A 20,074-nucleotide genomic window follows, 5' to 3' on the forward strand; every position below is an offset into this window, starting at 1 on the left:
TCGAACACAAAAACAGGGTTTCAGACGAGCCAAAGACAGCCGTCAAAAGGGAGCTAGTTTGACACAATTTGGCTGATATGTGCCAGTCATTAGCAAGTACTGAGAGGATTTTTTACCAAAAAACTGGTTTCTGTTATTATTTTTGAGAGAGGGTCTTGCTATTAGCCGTGTCCATACCTATATATTATATGCTAAAGACAATTGTCATTAACCCCACATTGTGATTTGTTCATGCCTTGCTGATCATATCGCTGACATCATAAACCAGTAATTTGAAATACTGAATGGTGTGTAAGTAACAGCAGTATTAGATACAAACCTCACGCTGACTTAATTTTGAGTATTTTCATGACCATAAATTATCAATACAAAAACATTCAATCTCCTACCAAGATCACGTTGACCGACGAGCAGTCTGCAGGTCACGGTGATCACTGGCGTATTTTGACCGATGACATGAGTCAAGATGTGCCAGAGTGGCTACAAAAAATGATTGAAGTCGCCGCCATGCCCAAAGGCCTGAACAACAATGTCAGTGCAAAAGACAGCTGTTTGTTGTTATCAGAAGATCAGCCTTGCCATATCAATCAAGTGCTAGCGATGAAAGATGGCAAGCCTGAGCGCTTTATCAATGCATACCCTTGCGTCGATAGCCCTTATGGTCTTGACTGCAAAATCGAGCGCGTCATCGCCAATGACAACTCGCACGATGCAGTGTTACGCCTGCGTACTGCTGATGGCAGTATCATTTATGCATTTGATCAGCTCTATACGACCAACCGCCATCTGTATCAGCGCGATACCTCTTATTTTGTGAATTTTAGCGCATGGGCACATGAGATTAAGCTAAGCGAACAAAATGAGGTAATCATGGTAGAAGATCAAGAATCTATCCGCTATCACCGTGCCTTTAACGATATCGTTGCAGCAAATGACGGAAAAATTCCAGATGACTTGCAAGCGCAAATCAGTGAGTGGAAACCTGAAACCAAAGAACAAATGGCGCCTGTCGAAATAAATCTAGGTCATATGTGCGCTTACTTGTTTGGCGATACCTTAGGACAAGAAGACGAAGCTTGGTGTCAAGGTCAAGTCCTTGGGAAACAAGAGACTGAATTTAATGGCAAATCCATTATTTTGTTTGATGTGGTGACGCTACGTGAGCAGGATGCAGATCCGTTTGTGGTGCGTATCGGTGCTCTAAACACACCAGAGACCGCCAGTATCAAAGTACACGACTATGTACAAGCCAATGTGTGGTTACAAGCAGCGATATATAAAGAGAATCAGCAAAGCGCAAAACAGCCATCAAAAGCCAGCTAGTTACTGGATAGCTGACTGTATTACGTGCTATGACTCGTCTTCACACAAACAAAAGCCCCTAACTAGTATTAGGGGCTTTTTTGTATCTTATCGACTTTTACCATTCAAAACTCTAGATTAAAAGTCGTACAAATACGTGATTAAGCCATTGTCGTCATTGATTTGATACGAGTATATAGCTCTTTTTGCTCTGCACTTGGGCGAGCAGTTTGTACTGCCATCAACTGTGACATATCACCTTCAACACGAATTTTGCCACTCATAAAGGCACCCATGATTTGGTTGGTGTCAAAATCAGTGATGATGGATTGTAGAATGCTGCGATCCAATAGCAATGTCGTGGTCGCATCGCTATTCAAACCGCGATGCAATAGGCCATTAGCAAAATTGGCTTCGATATCTTTTTCCGTATCAGATACTTTTAGATTGACGATCATATTAGCCAGTGCTGGTGGCAAGTTTAACTCACCCGCTTCACTACCCATCTTCTCTACTTGCTCAAACCATTCATCTGTCAAAAAAACTGCCATGTTATTGTCCTTAATTGGTATTTTGTTGGGTTAATACTACTATTTAGCGTATTAACCTAATTATCAATTTATTGAAATGTTTGTTACTGATAGACTTATAAGACGTCGCTATCACTGATGTTCAGGCTCATTATAAGGGGCGATTTGATAATAAGTAAAACCTATTTGTATCGCTTGTAAGCCCATTGTTACAAAATTATTTTAGAAGCACGTATTTACCTCTAATGAAGTTTGTCTTGGTTTGACACAAATACATATCCAGAATCGTGATAAAATTGAGTATAAAATAAGCAAATAGCGCAATAATAATAAGTTGCTTGCGAATTTTTATACCAAAGAGTTTGTATTTTGGCGCATAGTTCTGATGATATTTGATTAGGATTGCGTTACAATACCCTTAAACAGAGTCGGGAGTTTTAACCTAACATTACATAAAAATATTTTTTGTCAGCCGCCGCTAGCATACATCTATGGTCAGTGCGTTTTTATAGCCCTATAGTATGGGTATCTATCTTCATTAGTACCGATTTTTTCGTAATAATTAAGATATATATTTAGCCTTACAAGATGTTTGATGCTCAAAAACGGCGCGTATTCTTATTTATCTCGATAATCTATTAACAATCCTACTATCGATTGGCTGTAAACAAGGTGCACAAAGCGCCTCTTTTTATCCATCAGTACCTACTGATATAAAACACCAGCCCATATTGATAGTTAATGAGATTATGATGATAAGCACGGCAAAGAACAGTATGTACCGCAGCTATTATAGTTTATCAGTTTTTATAATACCTATAGCGCGGACTGTTGGTTAATTCTGTTGATAATTCGGGCTGTAAAGGAATCATCCAATGAGTTTACAAAACACAGCAGTCGCCCCAGTTGACCGTGAGTACGAAATTACTGTCGTAAGATTTTTTACGATTATGGCTGTCGTTTGGGGCATCTTCGGCATGAGTCTTGGTGTGTTCATTGCTTCACAGTTAGCATGGCCAGGACTCAACTTTGACATTCCATGGCTGACCTTTAGTCATTTAAGACCACTGCATACCAATGCAGTGATTTTTGCGTTCGGTGGTTCTGCCCTGTTCGCAACGTCTTATTACATCGTCCAGCGTACCTGTAAGACACGCTTGTTTGCGCCGTATTTGGCGTGGTTCACCTTTTGGGGATGGCAGGCAGTTATTGTCGCAGCCATCATCACCCTACCGCTAGGTTTGACCACAAGTAAAGAGTACGCTGAGCTTGAGTGGCCTATCGATATCTTGATTGCTTTGGTATGGATCTCTTATGCCATTGTATTTTTTGGTACGCTCATCAAACGTAAAACCTCACATATCTATGTGGCTAACTGGTTCTTTGCCGCTTTCATCATTACGATTGCCCTACTACACATCGTAAACAGCATGGCGATTCCGGTTAGTGCGTTCAAATCTTATTCGCTATTTGGCGGTGCAACTGATGCGATGGTGCAGTGGTGGTACGGGCATAACGCGGTAGGTTTTTACTTAACGGCCGCCTTCCTTGGAATGATGTATTATTTCGTTCCTGTACAGATTGGTCGTCCTATCTATTCGTATCGTTTGTCTATCGTTCACTTTTGGGCATTGATTGCTTCATATATGTGGGCTGGTGGTCACCATTTGCATTATTCAGCGCTTCCTGATTGGACGCAGTCATTGGCAATGGTATTCTCTATCATTCTATTCGCGCCATCTTGGGGCGGTATGATTAATGGTGTACTCACGCTATCAGGCAGTTGGGATAAATTGCGCACCGATCCGATCATCCGCTTTATGATTGTGGCATTGTCGTTCTACGCAATGTCGACGTTCGAAGGCCCAATGATGTCTATTAAGACAGTCAATGCGCTATCGCACAACACGGACTGGACAATTGGTCACGTACACTCAGGTGCACTTGGCTGGGTTGGTATGATTACTATTGGTTCGCTATACGTATTGTTACCACGTATTTATAACAAACCAAAGATGTACTCTATTAGCTTGATCACCACGCATTTTTGGCTGGCGACTGCAGGAACGATTTTCTATATCGTATCTATGTGGATCTCAGGTATTGGTCAAGGCATGATGTGGCTTGCTACGAACCCAGACGGTACTTTGGTATATAGCTTCGTTGATACTGTTGAATTCTCGCATTTCCCATATATCGGTCGTGCTTTTGGTGGCTTCTTGTATGTATCGGGTATGTTTGTTATGGCTTATAACTGCTATAAAACACTCAAGATGCCAGAAGGTAAGCCTGTAGATGTCGCTGATCCAACGGATCATGAACCTAGTGTCGAAAAACCTTCGACAGCTAACGTATAAGGAGCGATCATGGCTGGTACACCGCATGAAATTATTGAAAAAAATACAGGCTTGTTAGTCATTGGTATCGTGATTGCTATTAGTTTTGCAACGCTGGTTGAAATCGTACCATTGATCTATGATAACAAAGGCCCTGAGGAAGGTGGGGTGAATGCTCCCCTACCTGCTATGGAGCCTTGGACAGCGCTTGAATTCGAAGGTCGTGATATTTATATCCGTGAAGGATGTCACGTTTGTCATACGCAAATGGTTCGTCCACTACGTGCAGAAGTCGAACGCTATGGACCGTATTCGCGTGCCGCTGAGTCAACGTGGGATCACCCATTCTTATGGGGATCGAAACGTACTGGACCAGATTTAGCACGTGTAGGTGGTCGTTATTCTGAAGACTGGCAAAAGCAGCATTTGATTGCGCCACGTTCGCTAGTGCCTGAATCAGTGATGCCTGGATTCCCCTGGCTTGCTGAAAATGAAGTAGATGGTGAAGACATTCAAGCTAAAATGCGTCTATTCCGCGATCGTTTTGGTGTTCCTTACACTGAAGAAGACATCGAAGGTGCTCCAGATGCTGTACTTGGTGCCACTGAGCTTGACGCTTTGGTTGCCTATCTACAGCAGTTAGGTACCGCAATGGAAGGACAGCGCTAATGGGTATTGGTGAATTACAAACAATTGCGACCGTTTCTGCCTTTATTGCCTTCGTAGGCGTTGCATGGTGGGCGTATTCGCCAAAAAACAAAAAACGCTTCGAAGAAGATGCACAACTTGCGCTTGATGACGAGGATATTAAATCCTTGTCTGAAGAGCAGCGCAATAAGGATAAACGATGACATTTTTTTGGAGTTCTTGGATCACGCTAATCAGTATCGGCTGCTGGGCTTTTATTCTTGGTGTCTTGTTGTTTGTTATCAAATACAAACCGAGCCTAGAAGACGACGGTACGACTGGTCATGAGTATGATGGCATCCGAGAATACGACAAAGCACTCCCTAAATGGTGGTTGGTAATCTTTTTTGGTTCAATCATTTGGGGCTTTGCTTATTGGGTATTTTTCCCAGCCATGTTCCCTAAACACTGGGAAGGTATCGCAACCGTAGAAGTCGATGGCGAAACAGTGCCTTGGACCTCTAAGAACGAGCTATTTAGTGAGCTTGAGAGCAACAACAAAGTATTTACCGATAACTTTGAAAAGAACATCCTGGTCAAAGCCGATGCAGCGGGTGCAACCGCGACGCTAGGGACACTGAATGAGTTGCAAGCGACCATGCGTCGTAGTGACAACCCACCAGCAGACTTACAGACTCAAATCGATGGTAAAGTAGCAGAACTTGCCCCCTATGTCGAAAAACTGTCTGAAAATCCAAATGCATTGAAAGTCGGTAGCCGTTTGTTCTTGCAGAACTGTGCGGTATGTCACGGTTCAAACGCTAAAGGTGCCACAGGCTACCCTAATCTGACCGACAATGATTGGTTATATGGTGGTGAAGCCAGCAATATCCTAACGACGTTACATAACGGGCGTGTCGGTGGTATGGCAGCATGGCGTGATCAGCTTGGTGAAGATGGCATACGTGCTGTTGCTGAATACGTCTTAGCGATGTCAGGTAATCAAAATGACTATGAACTTGATCAAACGAAAGTGGCTCAAGGTAAGGTTATTTTCAACGAGCCTACCAACTGTGTTCTTTGTCATGGACCAGATGGTAAAGGTATGATTTCAGCGGGTGCACCGAATTTGACTGATAATATTTGGTTATATGGTGGTGACCGCGAGACTATTCGTGAGACGCTACGTTATGGTCGTGCTGGTGTGATGCCTAAGTGGGATACTAAGCTAGGTAATGAGCGTATTATGCTTCTTGCTGCTTACATCTACTCACTATCAGACAAGACTGGTAAATCACCTGAGGGATCAATGGTTACTGCAGCAGCGACTCAGCCTGTAGCAACTGAAGAAGCAACTGCTAACTAAGTATAAATACTGTACATGGACGAGATTTAATGAAGGGAGAACTGTCATTACAGTTCTCCCTTTTTATATATTTTTGCAGAACTTTATTCAAAATGACTATGAATTCAGAATGACTATGATAATCAATCATAGATAGTAAACATTATCACGATATAGCAATTGCTTTTCACGATTATAACCCCATTATTAGTAGGGTTAATGTTAGAATAGCTGTCGTTCAAAATAGCCTGTTAAGTATGACGCTATAAAGTCCTAACTTAGTCTCTACTAACTTGATCTCTATAAGCTACTATTTGGTAAGTGGATGAGACTGGTATTTGTCCAGTTCTCTACCCTCTATTTACTGACATTGATAACATCGTACACTCATATACTTCAACGCTAGAGGTATTTGTTCATCATGCCAGCAGACTGATTCTTTTTTTAAAGAGGCACGTTTATGTCAGCACAACAATCACCCAATAAAATCCCTGTCCAACAGATTGATCTTGATGCGACCAAGCATCGTGTCCACCCGAGGTTTGTCACAGGTTTTTATCAAAACATTCGTGTCATCACGATGTATGCGCTCTTAGCCGCTTTTTTACTTTTGCCGTGGCTGCGCTATAATGGTAGACAAGCAATATGGTTCGATGTGCCCTCACAGCACTACTATATTTTTGGCATGACTTTTTTGACTCAAGATTTTTATTTTATTGCCGCATTTGCCATCATTGCCGCGTTCACTTTGTTTATGGTGACTGTCTATGCAGGCCGTGTTTGGTGTGGTTATGCTTGTCCGCAAACGATTTGGACACATCTGTATCAGTATGTTGAAAAATGGGTCATTGGTGATCGCAATAAACGCATGAAATTTGACAACGCACCCCTGAGTGCGAGTAAAATCTTCAAACGTACGGTGGTCTATTCGATTTGGCTTTTGCTTTCAGTTATCACAGCAGCGACTTTCGTCAGTTATGTGGCGGGCACAGAATCTCTGTATCATAGCTGGCAGACAGTAGGGCTGATCCCTATACCTGATTGGCCCACATGGGTATGGGTATCGATGTTTATCTTTACCTTTGCCACTTATGCCAATGCAGGCTATATGCGTGAGCAGATGTGTGTACAGATTTGTCCTTATGGTCGCTTTCAGAGCGTGATGTTTGATAAAGATACCTTGATTGTCTCTTATGACTATGAGCGCGGTGAGCCGCGCGGTGCCCGCAAAAAAGGCACAAATCCTGAGCATCTAGGTGACTGTATCGAGTGTACTATGTGCGTACAGGTCTGCCCCACTGGTATCGATATTCGTGATGGCCTGCAAGTCGCCTGTATCCAATGTGCAGCCTGTATTGATGCGTGTAATGAGATCATGGATAAGGTTGGCTACCCGCGCGGGCTGATTCGTTATACAACCGAGCGTCAACTGGCAGAAAAAGAGCCTAGCCGCGTACTTCGCCCCAGACTGTTTGCTTATTTGGCTTTATTAGCGGTACTGTGTGGTGGGGTCATATATGCTCTAACAGATCGCGTGCCGTTAGAGATTGATATTCGCCGTGACCGCAATCAATTATCCTCGATCAATACTGAAGGCATGATAGAAAACAGCTATATCGTTAAACTGACCAATAAAACACAAGATGCGCATGCTTATAAAATCACGCTAGCACCGCAAGATGGACTGAGTCTAGAGCTACGCTTTAATGATGTGCCATTAGAAGCAGGCGAAAGCTTTGATATGCCCGTTAGTATTTATGGTGACCCTGATGTGATTGAGTTTGGTCAAACGCCAGTGACCCTAAATGTGGTCAGTGAAGACGGTAAGTATCAGGTCAGTAAACAGAATGTCTTTACCACCCAAGGGCAGTAAACCTTTGGATTTTATATATTTCATTCGATAGTTAGCGATGCAGCCTATTATAAGCTATCGAATGAGGAATCTATTATTGAACTGGCAGCGCTTAGCCGTCAAATTATCCGTTGATACCGTTTGTAGATATCTGATGTATAGATTTCTGATAAATAAGTATCTGATGAATAGGTATTTTATGTCTAATCAAGCACCGAACTTTAAGCATCAAGATACTCAGCCATGGTACAAGAACTATATGGTTGTTATCTTTGTCATAGGCATGCCAGCTGCGGTAGTAATCGCGTGCATCTGGTTTGTTTATTATTCTTACCAAATCCGTGACAGCGTGGTACGTGATGACTGGTATATGGATGGCAAGACGCTCTACCACGATGTATCACGTGATAAGCTCACTTATGATTTAGACTTGCATGGCGAAATGCAATTTGCAGATAATGGCGATATTGTGTTTTATCTTAATTATCCTGAGCAAAGCGTGCAGTCAGGCAAGCTACTAAACGGTGCACCACTCACCTATCCTGATACGCTGGATTTGTCTATCTCGCATGCAACCGATGTCAAAAAAGACCACGACGTCGTACTACAGCATATCGAGGACAATAAATACAGCGCGCAAGTAGATCTTGATGTGGTAAAAGCCAAGTATTATTTGCAAGTGAGCAACGATGGTGAGGATGACTGGCGTATGCAAGATGTGGCAAAACTACCGCGCTCAACAGTTAGCTTTGACCCATTACCAGTCTTCGCTAAGAGTTAATGTTATTAAGTTATATCCTAGCTCTACTATCCATACGCAAAAAAACCAGCCACTCATAACAGTGGCTGGTTTTTTATGGTTTACTCAATGAGTATTTATTTATAAAGGTTAAATAATAGGATTAATCGTTGGGATTTTTTGGGCGGTACGCTCACTTTTTGAGGTACTGTCTGCTGCTAATTCTGGCGCTACCGAATGTAACTTCTCGCTGGCGAACTTTGGATTGAACGTCTGCGTTCTTGGTGATACTGGCAAACCAATATCCGCCAAGCTATCAGTCTGCCCTGCCTGAATATTGTCACCCTCAAACAGACGCTCATCATTATCACGATCAAGACTCAGTGTTTCAAAGTCAAACAACTCACGGTCAGCTAATTGCGATGGCGCTACGTTTTGCATGGCCTTAAAGATAGAAGCCAAACGCTGCGGATGCGCATCATCCCATTCACGTAACATGTCATTAATGATAGCGCGTTGTAGATTGGTCTGACTGCCACACAAATTACAAGGAATGATCGGAAATTCTTTTAATTTGGCATATTCAATGATGTCCTTTTCTTCGACATAGGCTAGCGGGCGAATCAGCATGTTTTGCTTGTCATCGCTCAACAATTTAGGTGGCATTGATTTGAGCGCACCGCCATGGAATAGGTTTAAAAAGAAGGTCGCAAGCATGTCGTCGCGATGATGTCCAAGCGCAATTTTGGTAGCACCGATTTGTTTGGCAAAACCATATAGTGAGCCTCGGCGCAGACGTGAGCACGCTGAACAGTAAGTTTTACCCTCTGGTACCACGCTTTTGACGATACTGTAGGTGTCTTTTTCTAAAATATAATGGGCAATGCCTTGCTCATTGAGATATGCAGGTAAAATATCCTCAGGATAGCCAGGCTGCTTTTGATCCAGATTGACCGCGACGATGTCAAAATGAATGGGGGCAATGCGTTTTAATAACAATAAAATATCCAGTAAGGTATAGCTGTCTTTACCGCCTGAGACGCAGACCATCACCACATCACCATCTTCGATCATATTAAAATCACGAATGGCCCATGACACTTGACGGCGTAGCTTCTTTTGGAGTTTACGAAAGTATGCAGACTCAGTAGGCGCCTGAGTATCGGCAGCTTGCTCAGCAACGACATCCTCATTGCTAGACGCTTTAGCCTCTGTGTCGGTATCGTCCTCTAGAACATAGCTACTAAATCCCGTTTCACTAGACATATGATCAGACATCTCATCAAAACTAGGAGCGATGTTTGGCGTAAATAAAGTTGCTGCAGTCATAAGTTACTCAATATCTTTATAAGAAGGGTTTTGCGATAAAACAGTTTGCAGTAAAGCACAGTGAATGACCTGTGGTGGCTGGTGCTTTTAAAGCGGCAATTATAACAAATATTGCTAACAGATTGAAAAGAGGACAGTCATTTGGACTTTATTTTTATCAGCATACTGACCACGTTCGCCTTGGCTACTTAATGACGCCTGATTGGTCGCTTCATGGTTCTGTAGTCGCTGTATTTTTGCTAAAATAGCCGTTTTCGTAAACCAACAATAGATATCACTATGACTAACGTTACTTTGCAGGATACTTCTCTCCCTCAATCCTCTGATACTGAGCTGGACGCCATTAACAAAAACCAAAACGCTGTTGTCCTATTATCGGGTGGTCTTGATTCGGTCACTTGTTTGTATTGGGCAAAAGCACGCTATGCCTCTGTAACAGCGGTCAGCTTTAATTATGGTCAACGTCACAACAGCGAGCTTGTCGCAGCAAAGACCATCGCAGAGACAGCAGGTGTTAATCATAGAATCATTGATATTGACATCGCCCAACTTGGCGGATCGTCACTCACTGACCATAGCATGATCGTACCAGATGGTGATTCAGATAAGTTCCCTAGCAAAAAGCGTGACGAGATTGACAATGACGCGATCCCAAACACTTATGTGCCTGCACGCAATACAATCTTTTTGTCTTATGCACTAGCCGTTGCAGAAGTAACGGATGCCAACCATATTGTCATTGGGGTCAGCTCAGTTGATTATTCTGGCTACCCAGACTGCCGCCCAGAGTACATAGAAGCCTTTGAGCACATGGCCAATCTTGCCACAAAAGCTGGCGTTACCGGTCATCGCCTGTCTATTCAAACGCCACTGCAACAACTGTCTAAAGCACAAACGATTGAGCTTGGTCTGTCGTTGGGTGTCGATTATGGACAAACGATTTCTTGTTATCGTGCAGATTCAAATGGCCTGGCTTGCGGAGTTTGTGACAGCTGTGCATTACGTCGTCAAGGGTTTAGCCAAGCTGGCGTCACTGATCCTACTCATTATCAAGCAGGATAAAGACGATAGACTGCGGATCAAACAGCGCTACCAATCAACATTAGCGAAACATTCGCTTGCATTAACACAGCACGTCGCCATTGTATTTCAATCGATATAATTGCTATGGTATGAACGATTATCTGTGTCATCAGATGAAATCGATCGTTACAGTCAGCCATATACCGATGAGCTGATGACGCACTGAATACCAAATCTATAAAACTGACGCTACCTGTAAGAGGAAATTTATGAAGTTATTGCCAGTATTACCCCTAGCCTTGGCTGCCGTATTTGCCATGCCACAAGCCAATGCTACCGATATCAAGCAAGATAATATCAACTCTTGTGTCAATGGCGCAGTCAAATATAAAGTTGCTAGTAAAAACGATGCTACTAAACTGTGTAATTGTACTATCGGCGTGCGTAGTAATATGACGATTGGTCAGATGTGGGAGATCGAAAGCTACGCAAAAGACAAAAAGGATCCCTCTGGCTTGCCTTATGTAAAAACCATGCAAAAAGACTTGCAACAGTGTACGGTCGGATTGGATTTGAAGCAGCCACAGAAACCTGCTTAACCGACTACTTATTTGATATACAAAAGACTGGCCATTGCCAGTCTTTTTTGTTGGCAATGAATGAGCAAAGTGTAAAACTGATTATTTATTTCTATTAATCTGCCTATAATAAGAACACGATAAATAAAATCTCAAATAAAACCAACATATAATCAAAACCAACAAGGATTTTACAATGGCAAAGCCAACCACAGAAACCATCGACCTACCTGACTTTCCAGTAACAATAGTACGCAAGCTCGCTGGTAACTTCATCCATGATGAAATCAGTCTAAAAGAGATGGTTGCCAATACGGACAAAGGTCTTATTCTCTATTTTTATCCAAAAGACAGCACCCCTGGCTGTACTACTCAAGCGACTGAGTTTACCGCTCATCTCCACGAATTTGATGATTTAGGTTATGACATCATTGGTGTCTCTCGTGATAGCGTCGAGTCTCACGAAAAGTTCATCGACAAGTATGATCTACAAATCCCGCTTATCAGTGACACTGATGAGCAGCTCTGCCAGTATTTTGAAGTTATTAAAGAAAAAAATATGTATGGCAAGATTACTCTAGGTCTAGTGCGCTCTGCATTTGTATTTGATAAAGACAGTCAATTGACTCATGCGCAGCGAAACCTACGTGCCAAAGACTACACCAGTCGCTTACTGACTATATTAGCATCATAAATTAGCACCATAATCTATAAGCTGAGCCATTTAATCAGCAGTTACGCACTATCCATAAACATGATAGTCGCGTAAACATAAAGGTCTTTGCCAATAATAAAACGCGCTGCTACTACAACCCTTCCTACTAGAGAATAATATGAACAAACCGTCTGATACTACTGATAATGCACCACATAACATCACACGCCACGTTTCTGTTGCCGTTATCGGCGCTGGTACCGCAGGTCAAAATGCATTTCGCCAAGCGAGCAAAATAAAGGACGACGTCGTCATTATCAATGAAGGGTTTTGGACAACAACCTGTATCGCAGTCGGTTGTATGCCTAGCAAGCTACTTATTGCGGCGGCTGATCGCGCACATGATGCCAATAACTCTAGCGAGTTTGGTGTTCATGCAACGGCAACGATTGACGGCAAGCAGGTCATGCAGCGCGTGCGTGACGAACGCAGTCATTTTGCCAGCTACATCAAAAAACAAGTAGACAGCTGGCCCGATCACAAAAAAATCGATGGACGTGCTCGTATCAATGAGCATGGATTGATCGAGGTAAATGACGAGATCATCTCAGCTGAACAAATCATTATGGCGACAGGCAGCTCACCGTTTATTCCTGATGGCTGGGCAGACATGCTTGGCGACACTATGCTCACCTCTAATAGTGTTTTTGAGCTGACAGATTTGCCCAAATCTATGGCCGTCATCGGTGCTGGCGCTATCGGTCTAGAGCTTGCGCAAGCATTCACGCGTTTGGGCGTAGAGGTCACGCTCCTAAACCGTGTCAAACAAGTAGCTGGTCTCAAAGATGAGGATATTAATCACAAAGCCATCGACTGCTTGAGTAGTGAGCTCACCATGCATTTGGGAAGCACCATCAACAATGTCGGCACAACATCAGATAGCGGTAACACGAGTGCGTTTATCGAATATGAGGACAGTGCAGGCACATCTCAGCGATGGCAAGGTGAGTATGTGCTGGTCGCTACTGGTCGCCGCAATAATATCAAACAGCTCGGAGTCGAGAACTTAGGTGTTGAGCTTGATGATAAAAACCGTCCAAAAGACTTAAGTAAGAAGACAGGGCAAATTGGCGACTTGGATATCTATATTGTCGGTGATGCCAATGCCAATATTCCGCTGCTACATGTCGCTAGTGACGAAGGCTATAGTGCAGGCAACATGGTCTGCGAAAATACAGAAAACGCATATATCCGTCCACCTGCCCCGCCTTTTTCTATTGTTTTTTGCTCGCCGCAAATCGTCAATATCGGTATGTCATTACCAGAAATCCAAGACGACTCAGAGCTTGAGTTTGTTATCGGTAGCGTGAGCTTTGACAATCAGGGCCGTAGCCGAGTGATGGGGGTCAATTGCGGGTTGCTACATATCTATGGGTGCAAAAAAACCGATAGGATTTTGGGTGCTAGCATGGTTGGTCCTGATGCTGAATATATCGGTCATATATTAGCTACTGCGATTACCAATGATTTGTGTATCAAACAACTGTTAGACACGCCTTTTTATCATCCTACGATACTAGAGGGACTACGTACGGCGCTGCGTGATGTTCAGGATAAAATGAAAATTCCATATCAGTCTCAAGACACTCAGGAAGACAATTTTTAATTGATGACCAAGCAATCCTATGTAGTCATGAGCAGCATCTTTAGATATAAGTCATGCTCAGTAGTAATATATTTGATTGCTTTGACCACTTGAGGTAATTTATTAGTAGATACCTCATATATAAAAATTTGTACAAACACACCCTGCATGGATGAGACAATGCCGATCGCCAGTGTTACCGACTTTTTCAAAGAGATCATTCGTGACCTGCATACTAGCCTCTACCTTGCTCTGGGTGGCTCCATAGATGAAGAATCCCTTAATTGGTCTTCTCAGGCGGTAGAGCTGACAAGTACTGGCATCAAAATCCTAATACTGCTTGCAGTATTGGGGTTTTTTTATTGGTTGGCCAATTATATCCTGAGACAAAGCAGAGCCAAAATTCATCTGAACGAGCGCCGTACCAAAATCGCTCGCTCAACCCTGCGTTATGTGTGGATTGTGGCGAGCCTGATTGCGATCATGAGTCAAATAAACTTTGAACCGGAAACGATCAAAGCCACAGTAAAAGCAAGCACTTGGGCTGGTATTTACTACGTGCTCTGGGCATCATCAGGTCAAATCATTCATAAAGTATTGCAGCATTACGGTCTCAACGCCTCGATAGAGCAGCTGCTCAAAAATATTTTATCAGTGCTCATATTGGTACTCGGGCTTGCCAGCGTGATGGCACAATTTGGCTTTGATATCGTATCATTGGTTGCTGGTTTGGGCATTGTTGGCTTAGCAGTCGGCTTTGCAGCTCAGTCAACCCTTGCCAACTTTATTGCAGGTATTACGATTTTGCTAGAGCAGTCCTTTCAGGTTGGCGACTGGATTCATATCAATGATAATGAAGGGCGCGTGGTGCTCATTGCTCTACGCACAACCCATATCCTGACGCGAGACAATATCACAGTCATTATCCCAAACTCCAACGTTGCCTCCTCTGAGGTAATCAATTTAACCTCCAAAAATTTCATACGTTTTGATATACGTGTGCGTATTGCCTTCGAAGACGACATCGAGATGGCGCGCAAAGAAATTTTGCAAGTGCTCAGCAATACCGATGCGGTGCTCAATCGTCCTGAGACTTCCGCCACAGTCGCCGAAATCGGAGAGTATGGCGTATTTTTTATTGTGCGTTTTTGGGTAAAACCAGCAGCGGTTGCACGTATACCCAAGATAAAAGAAGTATTGCAAGAAGAGATCAAAGTTGCTTTTGATGCTGCTGAAATCTCAACGCCCTACCCGCATATGCGCCTGCTTATGCCAAAAGACGTTGACTACCCTATCGCGACCAAACCTTTTGCCACTACTACCCAAGTGGTGGCAGAAGAGTGACCTCTAGCAACATATAAGTAGACACGTGAAGTCTATAGACACATAACGTTATGTATCTGATTAGATTCTATGGGTTTGATCATATATAGTCAGCGAACTACTAAACCGCTACGGTGTTATCCTCCCTAGAGGTACTATGTGTACAATCTGCGGTCGACTGCCTTGTAGCTGTTTTAGATTTCTTTGACTATAGGCACGTCCTGATTTTGAACTATCCCACCGTGAATTATGGTAAAATTGCGGGTTACACCGTCCCTCTTATTATTTGCTTTTTTGTCAATTTAGCCCACAGGTATCCGTATGACCGAACAAACTGCCCCCGCATCTCCAGCAACCGCTACACCAGAGTTGATGCTTGATCTTATCATTACCTGTGCCGATGGGCTTGAGGCACCGCTGCAGACTGAGCTGACCAGTTTTGGTATTGAAAGCGACATCAAGAGTACGGGACGTCTTGCCGTCACTGGCAACTTGCGTGACTTATACACTATTTGCTTATGGTCGCGTGTCGCCTCACGAGTATTGATGCTCATCAAACGTCGAAACATCAATGCAGAATATGATGTCGCAGAGCAGCTCTATGGTTTGGCAAAATCGGTCAATTGGACAGAGCAGTTTAGCTTAGAGCAGACCTTTGCGATTCGTCTGTCTGTCGATAAACGTGTCGCAGTGAGCCAGCAGTTTGCCATGCTACGTGTCAAAGATGCTATTGCAGACACTTTCAACGAAGTTTACGACAGCCGCCCTAATGTCGATAGCAAAAACCCAGATTTTTCTATTTTTGCGACCATCAATGACAAGCAAGCCGAGTTGTATCTAGATTTGTCAGGCACCAGTTTGCATCGCCGCGGTTATCGTGTGGCCATGACAGAAGCCCCACTAAAAGAAAACCTAGCAGCCGCCCTACTTTATAGTGCTGGCTGGCATAAGAAAAACGAGGCAGGCAACGCGCCTTACTACAATGCCTTGATCGATCCTATGTGCGGCTCTGGGACGTTTCTGATCGAAGCACTACTCATGCACTGCGATTACGCTGTGGGTATCGACAAAGCTGCTAATCAATTTGGCTTTTATGAGTGGCAGCATCATGATGAGACGCTATGGCAGGAGATGATTGATGATGCTCAGACACGCTTTCGTGATGCCTTAGATATTGCTAATGAGCAACCAGATACCTTGCCACTGATGCTAGGGTTTGATGCTGACAATGGCGCAATCATCGCCACCGAAAAAAATCTAATTGCCGCAGGGTTACAAGACTTACTCCCGCTACTCGATATCGAAACCCGTGCCCTTGATCAACTGGGCAGCACGCTAAAACCACTGGTCAATGACGGTCGATTGAATAACCCCTTGATCATCACTAACCCACCTTATGGTGAGCGTTTGGGTGATGAGGAAATGATTAAACCGTTATACCAAGCAATTGGACTTATTGTTCAGGACAGCTTTGCTGGTAGCGGTATCGACCCAATGCTCGGCATCCTGGCGTCTCGCGTTGAGCAAGTAGATATACTCCCTATCAAAGAACCACGTACTCTGCGCTGTCATAATGGTGCGATCACGGTTTACTTCCGCTATGGAACACTGATCTCTGGGCAAACAGGCCACCTTGTCAGTCAGTTTGAGAAACGTGAAATCGAAGTGGAAGAAGGACAGGATTTTATTAATCGTCTACAAAAGAATCTTGGCAAACTTAAAAAGCTTGCCAAGAAAGGCAACGTGAGTAACATTCGCGTATACGATGCTGATTTACCTGATTTCAAAGTAGCTATCGACTTATATGGTGATTACGCCCATGTACAAGAATATGCACCGCCAAAAACTATCCCACCTGAGACGGCCAAAAAGCGCTTCAACTTGGCATTGATGGGTATTCGTGAAGTGTTTGATATTAACCGCGAACAAATCTTTATCAAAACACGGGCACGCCAGTCAGGTAATGATCAGTACAGCAAACAGAACACCACTGAAAAACGTGGCAAGTTTCATGTTGCCCGTGAAGATGGTGCCTATTTCTATGTTAACTTTACCGATTATTTAGATACAGGCTTGTTCATCGATCACCGTAATATGCGCGCACGCATCAAAGACAACAGTCGCGGTAAAGCTGTCCTCAATCTATTTGCTTACACGTGTACCGCTAGTGTCCATGCCGCTCTCGCTGGCGCTAAAAAAGTCACCAGCGTTGATTTGTCACAGAATTACCTAGATTGGGGCAAACAAAACTTTGTATTGAATGGTCTGGACGTTAGTCGAAACAAGTATCAATTCGTCGCGGCTGATATTTTTGAGTGGATCAAAGACAATACTGAGCAATTCGACGTTATCTTTATTGATCCACCGACATTCTCAAACTCTAAAAAATTCCAAGGTACCTTTGATGTGCAACGTGACCATGCCGCACTGATCAATCGTGCGATGAATCGTCTAACTTCCGATGGTGTCTTGTACTTCTCTAATAACTTCACGCGCTTTGAGCTAGATGAGCAGTTGATAGAGCGCTACGATATCGTCGATATTACGCAAAAGACCATTGGTTTTGATTTTAATATCAAAAAGCCAATTCATCAGAGCTTTGAGATTCGTCATCGCCAAAGCCTATAATGTAGCAAATACGAAGGTTCTTTATATGAGTGGAGCAATGAGCAGTAATCACATAACTGTCTGAAACGTAAGTTTTTTGCTCAATGTATATGAAATATAACCATGACCCAATCGGCTTTGATTGGGTCATTTTTTGTTGTTATGATAGAGCGTTACTAGGCGATGGATTTGCGCAGATATAGCGTAACCATCGCCTTTTATTTCATAGTACTTCTAATAACAAGGATAACATTATGGCTTTATCACTCAATAAAGGCGGCAATCTATCACTCACAAAGACGGATCCAAACTTAACCAAGTTACTTATTGGTCTAGGTTGGGATGAGCGCGCCACCTCTGGTGCTGAATTCGATCTTGATGCCAGTGTGTTTTTGCTAAATGGTGCTGGCAAAGTACGCGGCGATCATGACTTTATTTTTTACAATCAGCTCAAATCTGACAATGGCGCGGTCGAGCACACCGGTGACAACCGTACTGGCGAGGGTGATGGCGATGATGAAGTCATCAAAGTCAACTTAACTCAAATTCCTGCTGACGTAGACAAAGTGGTTGTGACTGTGACCATCCATGACGCGGCTGCTCGTAGTCAAAACTTTGGTCAGGTGGCAAATGCCTTTATCCGCGTAGTCAATGAAGAAACGGGCACTGAAGTCGTTCGTTTTGATCTGGCAGAAGACTATTCTGTTGAGACGGCAATGGTATTTGGTGAAGTATATCGCCATAACGGCGAATGGAAATTCCGCGCTGTTGGTCAGGGTTATTCAGGTGGCCTACAAGCGATGTGTCAGCAGTACGGTGTCGACATCTAAAGGCATATCCGTAAAAGGCGTATCTATATTGGCATTTAGACCCTCATCGGTCCTAAGTATCACGTCCAAAACGTAGAGCAATCATCGTTGCAAATAGTCACAATTTTTAATGCTCAAATGACTAGTAATGCTTTACGTTTCGTTTAAAATTATGCATAAAAAGTGGTTAGCAATAACCACTTTTTTGCGGCTTGTGTCTATACTAGACCAGCTTTACGCAACCAGACAGGATGTGTCATGAGACATTTTTATTTAGATTTTATCTTTACCGCAATTGCGTTGGCAATCGCAGCATGGTGGGGATATTCACATGGCGGTATGGGCGGCTTGATAGCCACGCTCTCGATTACCGCTATTTTGGCCGTCATGGAGATTTCGTTGTCTTTTGATAACGCGGTGGTCAACGCCTCAGTCCTCAAAGGCTGGGACGAGTTTTGGAAAAAGATATTTTTGACCGTTGGTATTTTGATCGCAGTTTTCGGTATGCGCTTGGTATTCCCTATTGTCATCGTCGCTGTTACTGCTGACCTTGGTATGATGCAAGTAATCGATTTGGCATTGAACAACCCTCAAGAGTACTCAGCCAGACTGATGGCACATCATGCTGAAATATCAGCATTTGGTGGTATATTCTTATTACTGGTCTTCTTGAACTTTATATTTGATGACAAAGACGTACATTGGTTTAATTGGCTTGAGAGCCGCCTAGCAAAGCTTGGCAAAGTTGATGCTATGAGTGTGTTTGTTGCGCTTATCGTCTTGATGATTGCCGTATCGTGGGCTTCTGCTGAGCAATCAAGTGCTGTCTTAATCGCTGGTGTTTGGGGTATCTTGGTCTATCTTGGTGTGCAGGTCGTATCCGGTATGCTTGAGGGTGACCTTGAGGAAGACTTAGAGAACGAAGAGAATGGCTCAGGTGCAGCTGCAACCAGCGCTATTATGAAAGGCGGTATCATTGGTTTCTTATACTTAGAAGTCCTTGATGCTTCGTTCAGTTTTGATGGTGTGATTGGCGCATTTGCGATTACCAATGACGTTATCGTTATCATGCTGGGTCTTGCGATTGGTGCGATGTTCGTACGTTCTATGACTATCTTCTTAGTGGACAAAGGCACGCTTGATGAGTTTATCTATCTTGAGCATGGTGCACACTACGCTATCGGTGCCTTAGCAATCATCATGTTGTTGTCAGTCAAGTTCCATGTTCCAGAGATTATTACCGGTCTTATTGGTATTGCCTTTATTGGTTGGGCGCTGCTGGCATCACTGCAGCACCGCAAAGCTGAAAGAGCAAGCTTAAACTAAGACAGATTATTAGTATTGTATCTACTGTTACGCATTTAGGCAGGTCAT

At 43.4% G+C, this 20,074-nt stretch carries 17 protein-coding genes; 15 read left to right on the plus strand and 2 right to left on the minus strand.

The window, feature by feature from the left end:
• The first annotated feature begins 348 nt into the window (after positions 1–348).
• Complete coding sequence (locus tag NJD71_RS03330; protein ID WP_319050536.1) at positions 349–1,323, plus strand: hypothetical protein; 975 nt, start codon at positions 349–351, stop codon at positions 1,321–1,323.
• A gap of 140 nt (positions 1,324–1,463) precedes the next feature.
• Here NJD71_RS03330 and NJD71_RS03335 read toward each other — a convergent pair whose 3' ends face one another.
• Entirely contained in the window at positions 1,464–1,853 is a 390-nt protein-coding gene (locus NJD71_RS03335; protein ID WP_319050537.1) for an SCP2 sterol-binding domain-containing protein, read from the minus strand.
• A gap of 854 nt (positions 1,854–2,707) precedes the next feature.
• Between NJD71_RS03335 and ccoN the strand changes: the two genes are divergently transcribed.
• From ccoN to NJD71_RS03365, 6 genes are all read left to right on the plus strand, one after another.
• Entirely contained in the window at positions 2,708–4,189 is a 1,482-nt protein-coding gene (gene ccoN / locus NJD71_RS03340) for a cytochrome-c oxidase, cbb3-type subunit I (protein WP_319050538.1), read from the plus strand.
• Between the two features lie 9 nt (positions 4,190–4,198).
• On the plus strand, positions 4,199–4,837 hold the full coding sequence (gene ccoO / locus NJD71_RS03345; RefSeq protein WP_201601089.1) for a cytochrome-c oxidase, cbb3-type subunit II: 639 nt from the start codon (positions 4,199–4,201) through the stop codon (positions 4,835–4,837).
• Positions 4,837–5,019, plus strand: a complete 183-nt coding sequence (locus tag NJD71_RS03350; RefSeq protein ID WP_194197257.1) for a cbb3-type cytochrome oxidase subunit 3 — start codon at positions 4,837–4,839, stop codon at positions 5,017–5,019. Before ccoO ends, NJD71_RS03350 begins: the two co-directional genes overlap by 1 nt.
• Positions 5,016–6,161 (plus strand): cytochrome-c oxidase, cbb3-type subunit III, encoded by a 1,146-nt coding sequence (gene ccoP / locus NJD71_RS03355; RefSeq protein WP_319050539.1) that lies wholly within the window; start codon positions 5,016–5,018, stop codon positions 6,159–6,161. The genes NJD71_RS03350 and ccoP overlap by 4 nt, the downstream gene beginning before the upstream one ends.
• Positions 6,162–6,600: 439 nt before the next feature.
• Positions 6,601–8,013: a cytochrome c oxidase accessory protein CcoG gene (gene ccoG, locus NJD71_RS03360; RefSeq protein ID WP_319050540.1), complete on the plus strand. Its 1,413-nt coding sequence runs from the start codon at positions 6,601–6,603 to the stop codon at positions 8,011–8,013.
• Positions 8,014–8,191: 178 nt separating this feature from the next.
• Positions 8,192–8,773, plus strand: a complete 582-nt coding sequence (locus NJD71_RS03365) for a FixH family protein (protein WP_319050541.1) — start codon at positions 8,192–8,194, stop codon at positions 8,771–8,773.
• Positions 8,774–8,881: 108 nt separating this feature from the next.
• Here NJD71_RS03365 and ttcA read toward each other — a convergent pair whose 3' ends face one another.
• On the minus strand, positions 8,882–10,060 hold the full coding sequence (gene ttcA, locus NJD71_RS03370) for a tRNA 2-thiocytidine(32) synthetase TtcA (RefSeq protein WP_319050542.1): 1,179 nt from the start codon (positions 10,058–10,060) through the stop codon (positions 8,882–8,884).
• Positions 10,061–10,402: 342 nt separating this feature from the next.
• Here ttcA and queC point away from each other — a divergent pair, with 342 nt between their 5' ends.
• The 8 genes from queC (at position 10,403) to NJD71_RS03410 (ending at position 20,026) form a co-directional block, all read left to right on the plus strand.
• Positions 10,403–11,122, plus strand: a complete 720-nt coding sequence (gene queC, locus NJD71_RS03375; RefSeq protein WP_319050665.1) for a 7-cyano-7-deazaguanine synthase QueC — start codon at positions 10,403–10,405, stop codon at positions 11,120–11,122.
• Between the two features lie 230 nt (positions 11,123–11,352).
• The gene (locus NJD71_RS03380) at positions 11,353–11,682 is read left to right on the plus strand and encodes a hypothetical protein (protein WP_319050543.1); all 330 of its coding nucleotides are present in this window, start codon (positions 11,353–11,355) and stop codon (positions 11,680–11,682) included.
• Between the two features lie 175 nt (positions 11,683–11,857).
• Complete coding sequence (locus NJD71_RS03385) at positions 11,858–12,355, plus strand: peroxiredoxin (protein WP_319050544.1); 498 nt, start codon at positions 11,858–11,860, stop codon at positions 12,353–12,355.
• Between the two features lie 139 nt (positions 12,356–12,494).
• Positions 12,495–13,982 carry a dihydrolipoyl dehydrogenase gene (locus NJD71_RS03390; RefSeq protein ID WP_319050545.1) on the plus strand — a complete coding sequence of 496 codons (1,488 nt, stop codon included), beginning with the start codon at positions 12,495–12,497 and terminating at the stop codon, positions 13,980–13,982.
• 159 nt (positions 13,983–14,141) lie between these two features.
• Positions 14,142–15,305 carry a mechanosensitive ion channel family protein gene (locus NJD71_RS03395; RefSeq protein WP_319050546.1) on the plus strand — a complete coding sequence of 388 codons (1,164 nt, stop codon included), beginning with the start codon at positions 14,142–14,144 and terminating at the stop codon, positions 15,303–15,305.
• 300 nt (positions 15,306–15,605) lie between these two features.
• A complete protein-coding gene (rlmKL, locus tag NJD71_RS03400; protein WP_319050547.1) occupies positions 15,606–17,912 on the plus strand; it encodes a bifunctional 23S rRNA (guanine(2069)-N(7))-methyltransferase RlmK/23S rRNA (guanine(2445)-N(2))-methyltransferase RlmL in 2,307 nt (768 codons plus the stop codon).
• Positions 17,913–18,145: 233 nt separating this feature from the next.
• Positions 18,146–18,721 carry a TerD family protein gene (locus NJD71_RS03405; protein ID WP_319050548.1) on the plus strand — a complete coding sequence of 192 codons (576 nt, stop codon included), beginning with the start codon at positions 18,146–18,148 and terminating at the stop codon, positions 18,719–18,721.
• A gap of 237 nt (positions 18,722–18,958) precedes the next feature.
• Positions 18,959–20,026 (plus strand): DUF475 domain-containing protein, encoded by a 1,068-nt coding sequence (locus tag NJD71_RS03410; RefSeq protein ID WP_319050549.1) that lies wholly within the window; start codon positions 18,959–18,961, stop codon positions 20,024–20,026.
• Positions 20,027–20,074 lie beyond the last annotated feature (48 nt).

The organism is Psychrobacter sp. PP-21 (assembly GCF_033790785.1).
Taxonomy (GTDB): domain Bacteria; phylum Pseudomonadota; class Gammaproteobacteria; order Pseudomonadales; family Moraxellaceae; genus Psychrobacter.

Bases quoted from the DNA above. Each gene is read 5' to 3' on its own strand.
- NJD71_RS03330 (WP_319050536.1), top strand. From the start codon at position 349: ATGACCATAAATTATCAATACAAAAACATTCAATCTCCTACCAAGATC.
- NJD71_RS03335 (WP_319050537.1), bottom strand. From the start codon at position 1,853: ATGGCAGTTTTTTTGACAGATGAATGGTTTGAGCAAGTAGAGAAGATG.
- ccoN (WP_319050538.1), top strand. From the start codon at position 2,708: ATGAGTTTACAAAACACAGCAGTCGCCCCAGTTGACCGTGAGTACGAA.
- ccoO (WP_201601089.1), top strand. From the start codon at position 4,199: ATGGCTGGTACACCGCATGAAATTATTGAAAAAAATACAGGCTTGTTA.
- NJD71_RS03350 (WP_194197257.1), top strand. From the start codon at position 4,837: ATGGGTATTGGTGAATTACAAACAATTGCGACCGTTTCTGCCTTTATT.
- ccoP (WP_319050539.1), top strand. From the start codon at position 5,016: ATGACATTTTTTTGGAGTTCTTGGATCACGCTAATCAGTATCGGCTGC.
- ccoG (WP_319050540.1), top strand. From the start codon at position 6,601: ATGTCAGCACAACAATCACCCAATAAAATCCCTGTCCAACAGATTGAT.
- NJD71_RS03365 (WP_319050541.1), top strand. From the start codon at position 8,192: ATGTCTAATCAAGCACCGAACTTTAAGCATCAAGATACTCAGCCATGG.
- ttcA (WP_319050542.1), bottom strand. From the start codon at position 10,060: ATGACTGCAGCAACTTTATTTACGCCAAACATCGCTCCTAGTTTTGAT.
- NJD71_RS03380 (WP_319050543.1), top strand. From the start codon at position 11,353: ATGAAGTTATTGCCAGTATTACCCCTAGCCTTGGCTGCCGTATTTGCC.
- NJD71_RS03385 (WP_319050544.1), top strand. From the start codon at position 11,858: ATGGCAAAGCCAACCACAGAAACCATCGACCTACCTGACTTTCCAGTA.
- NJD71_RS03390 (WP_319050545.1), top strand. From the start codon at position 12,495: ATGAACAAACCGTCTGATACTACTGATAATGCACCACATAACATCACA.
- NJD71_RS03395 (WP_319050546.1), top strand. From the start codon at position 14,142: ATGCCGATCGCCAGTGTTACCGACTTTTTCAAAGAGATCATTCGTGAC.
- rlmKL (WP_319050547.1), top strand. From the start codon at position 15,606: ATGACCGAACAAACTGCCCCCGCATCTCCAGCAACCGCTACACCAGAG.
- NJD71_RS03405 (WP_319050548.1), top strand. From the start codon at position 18,146: ATGGCTTTATCACTCAATAAAGGCGGCAATCTATCACTCACAAAGACG.
- NJD71_RS03410 (WP_319050549.1), top strand. From the start codon at position 18,959: ATGAGACATTTTTATTTAGATTTTATCTTTACCGCAATTGCGTTGGCA.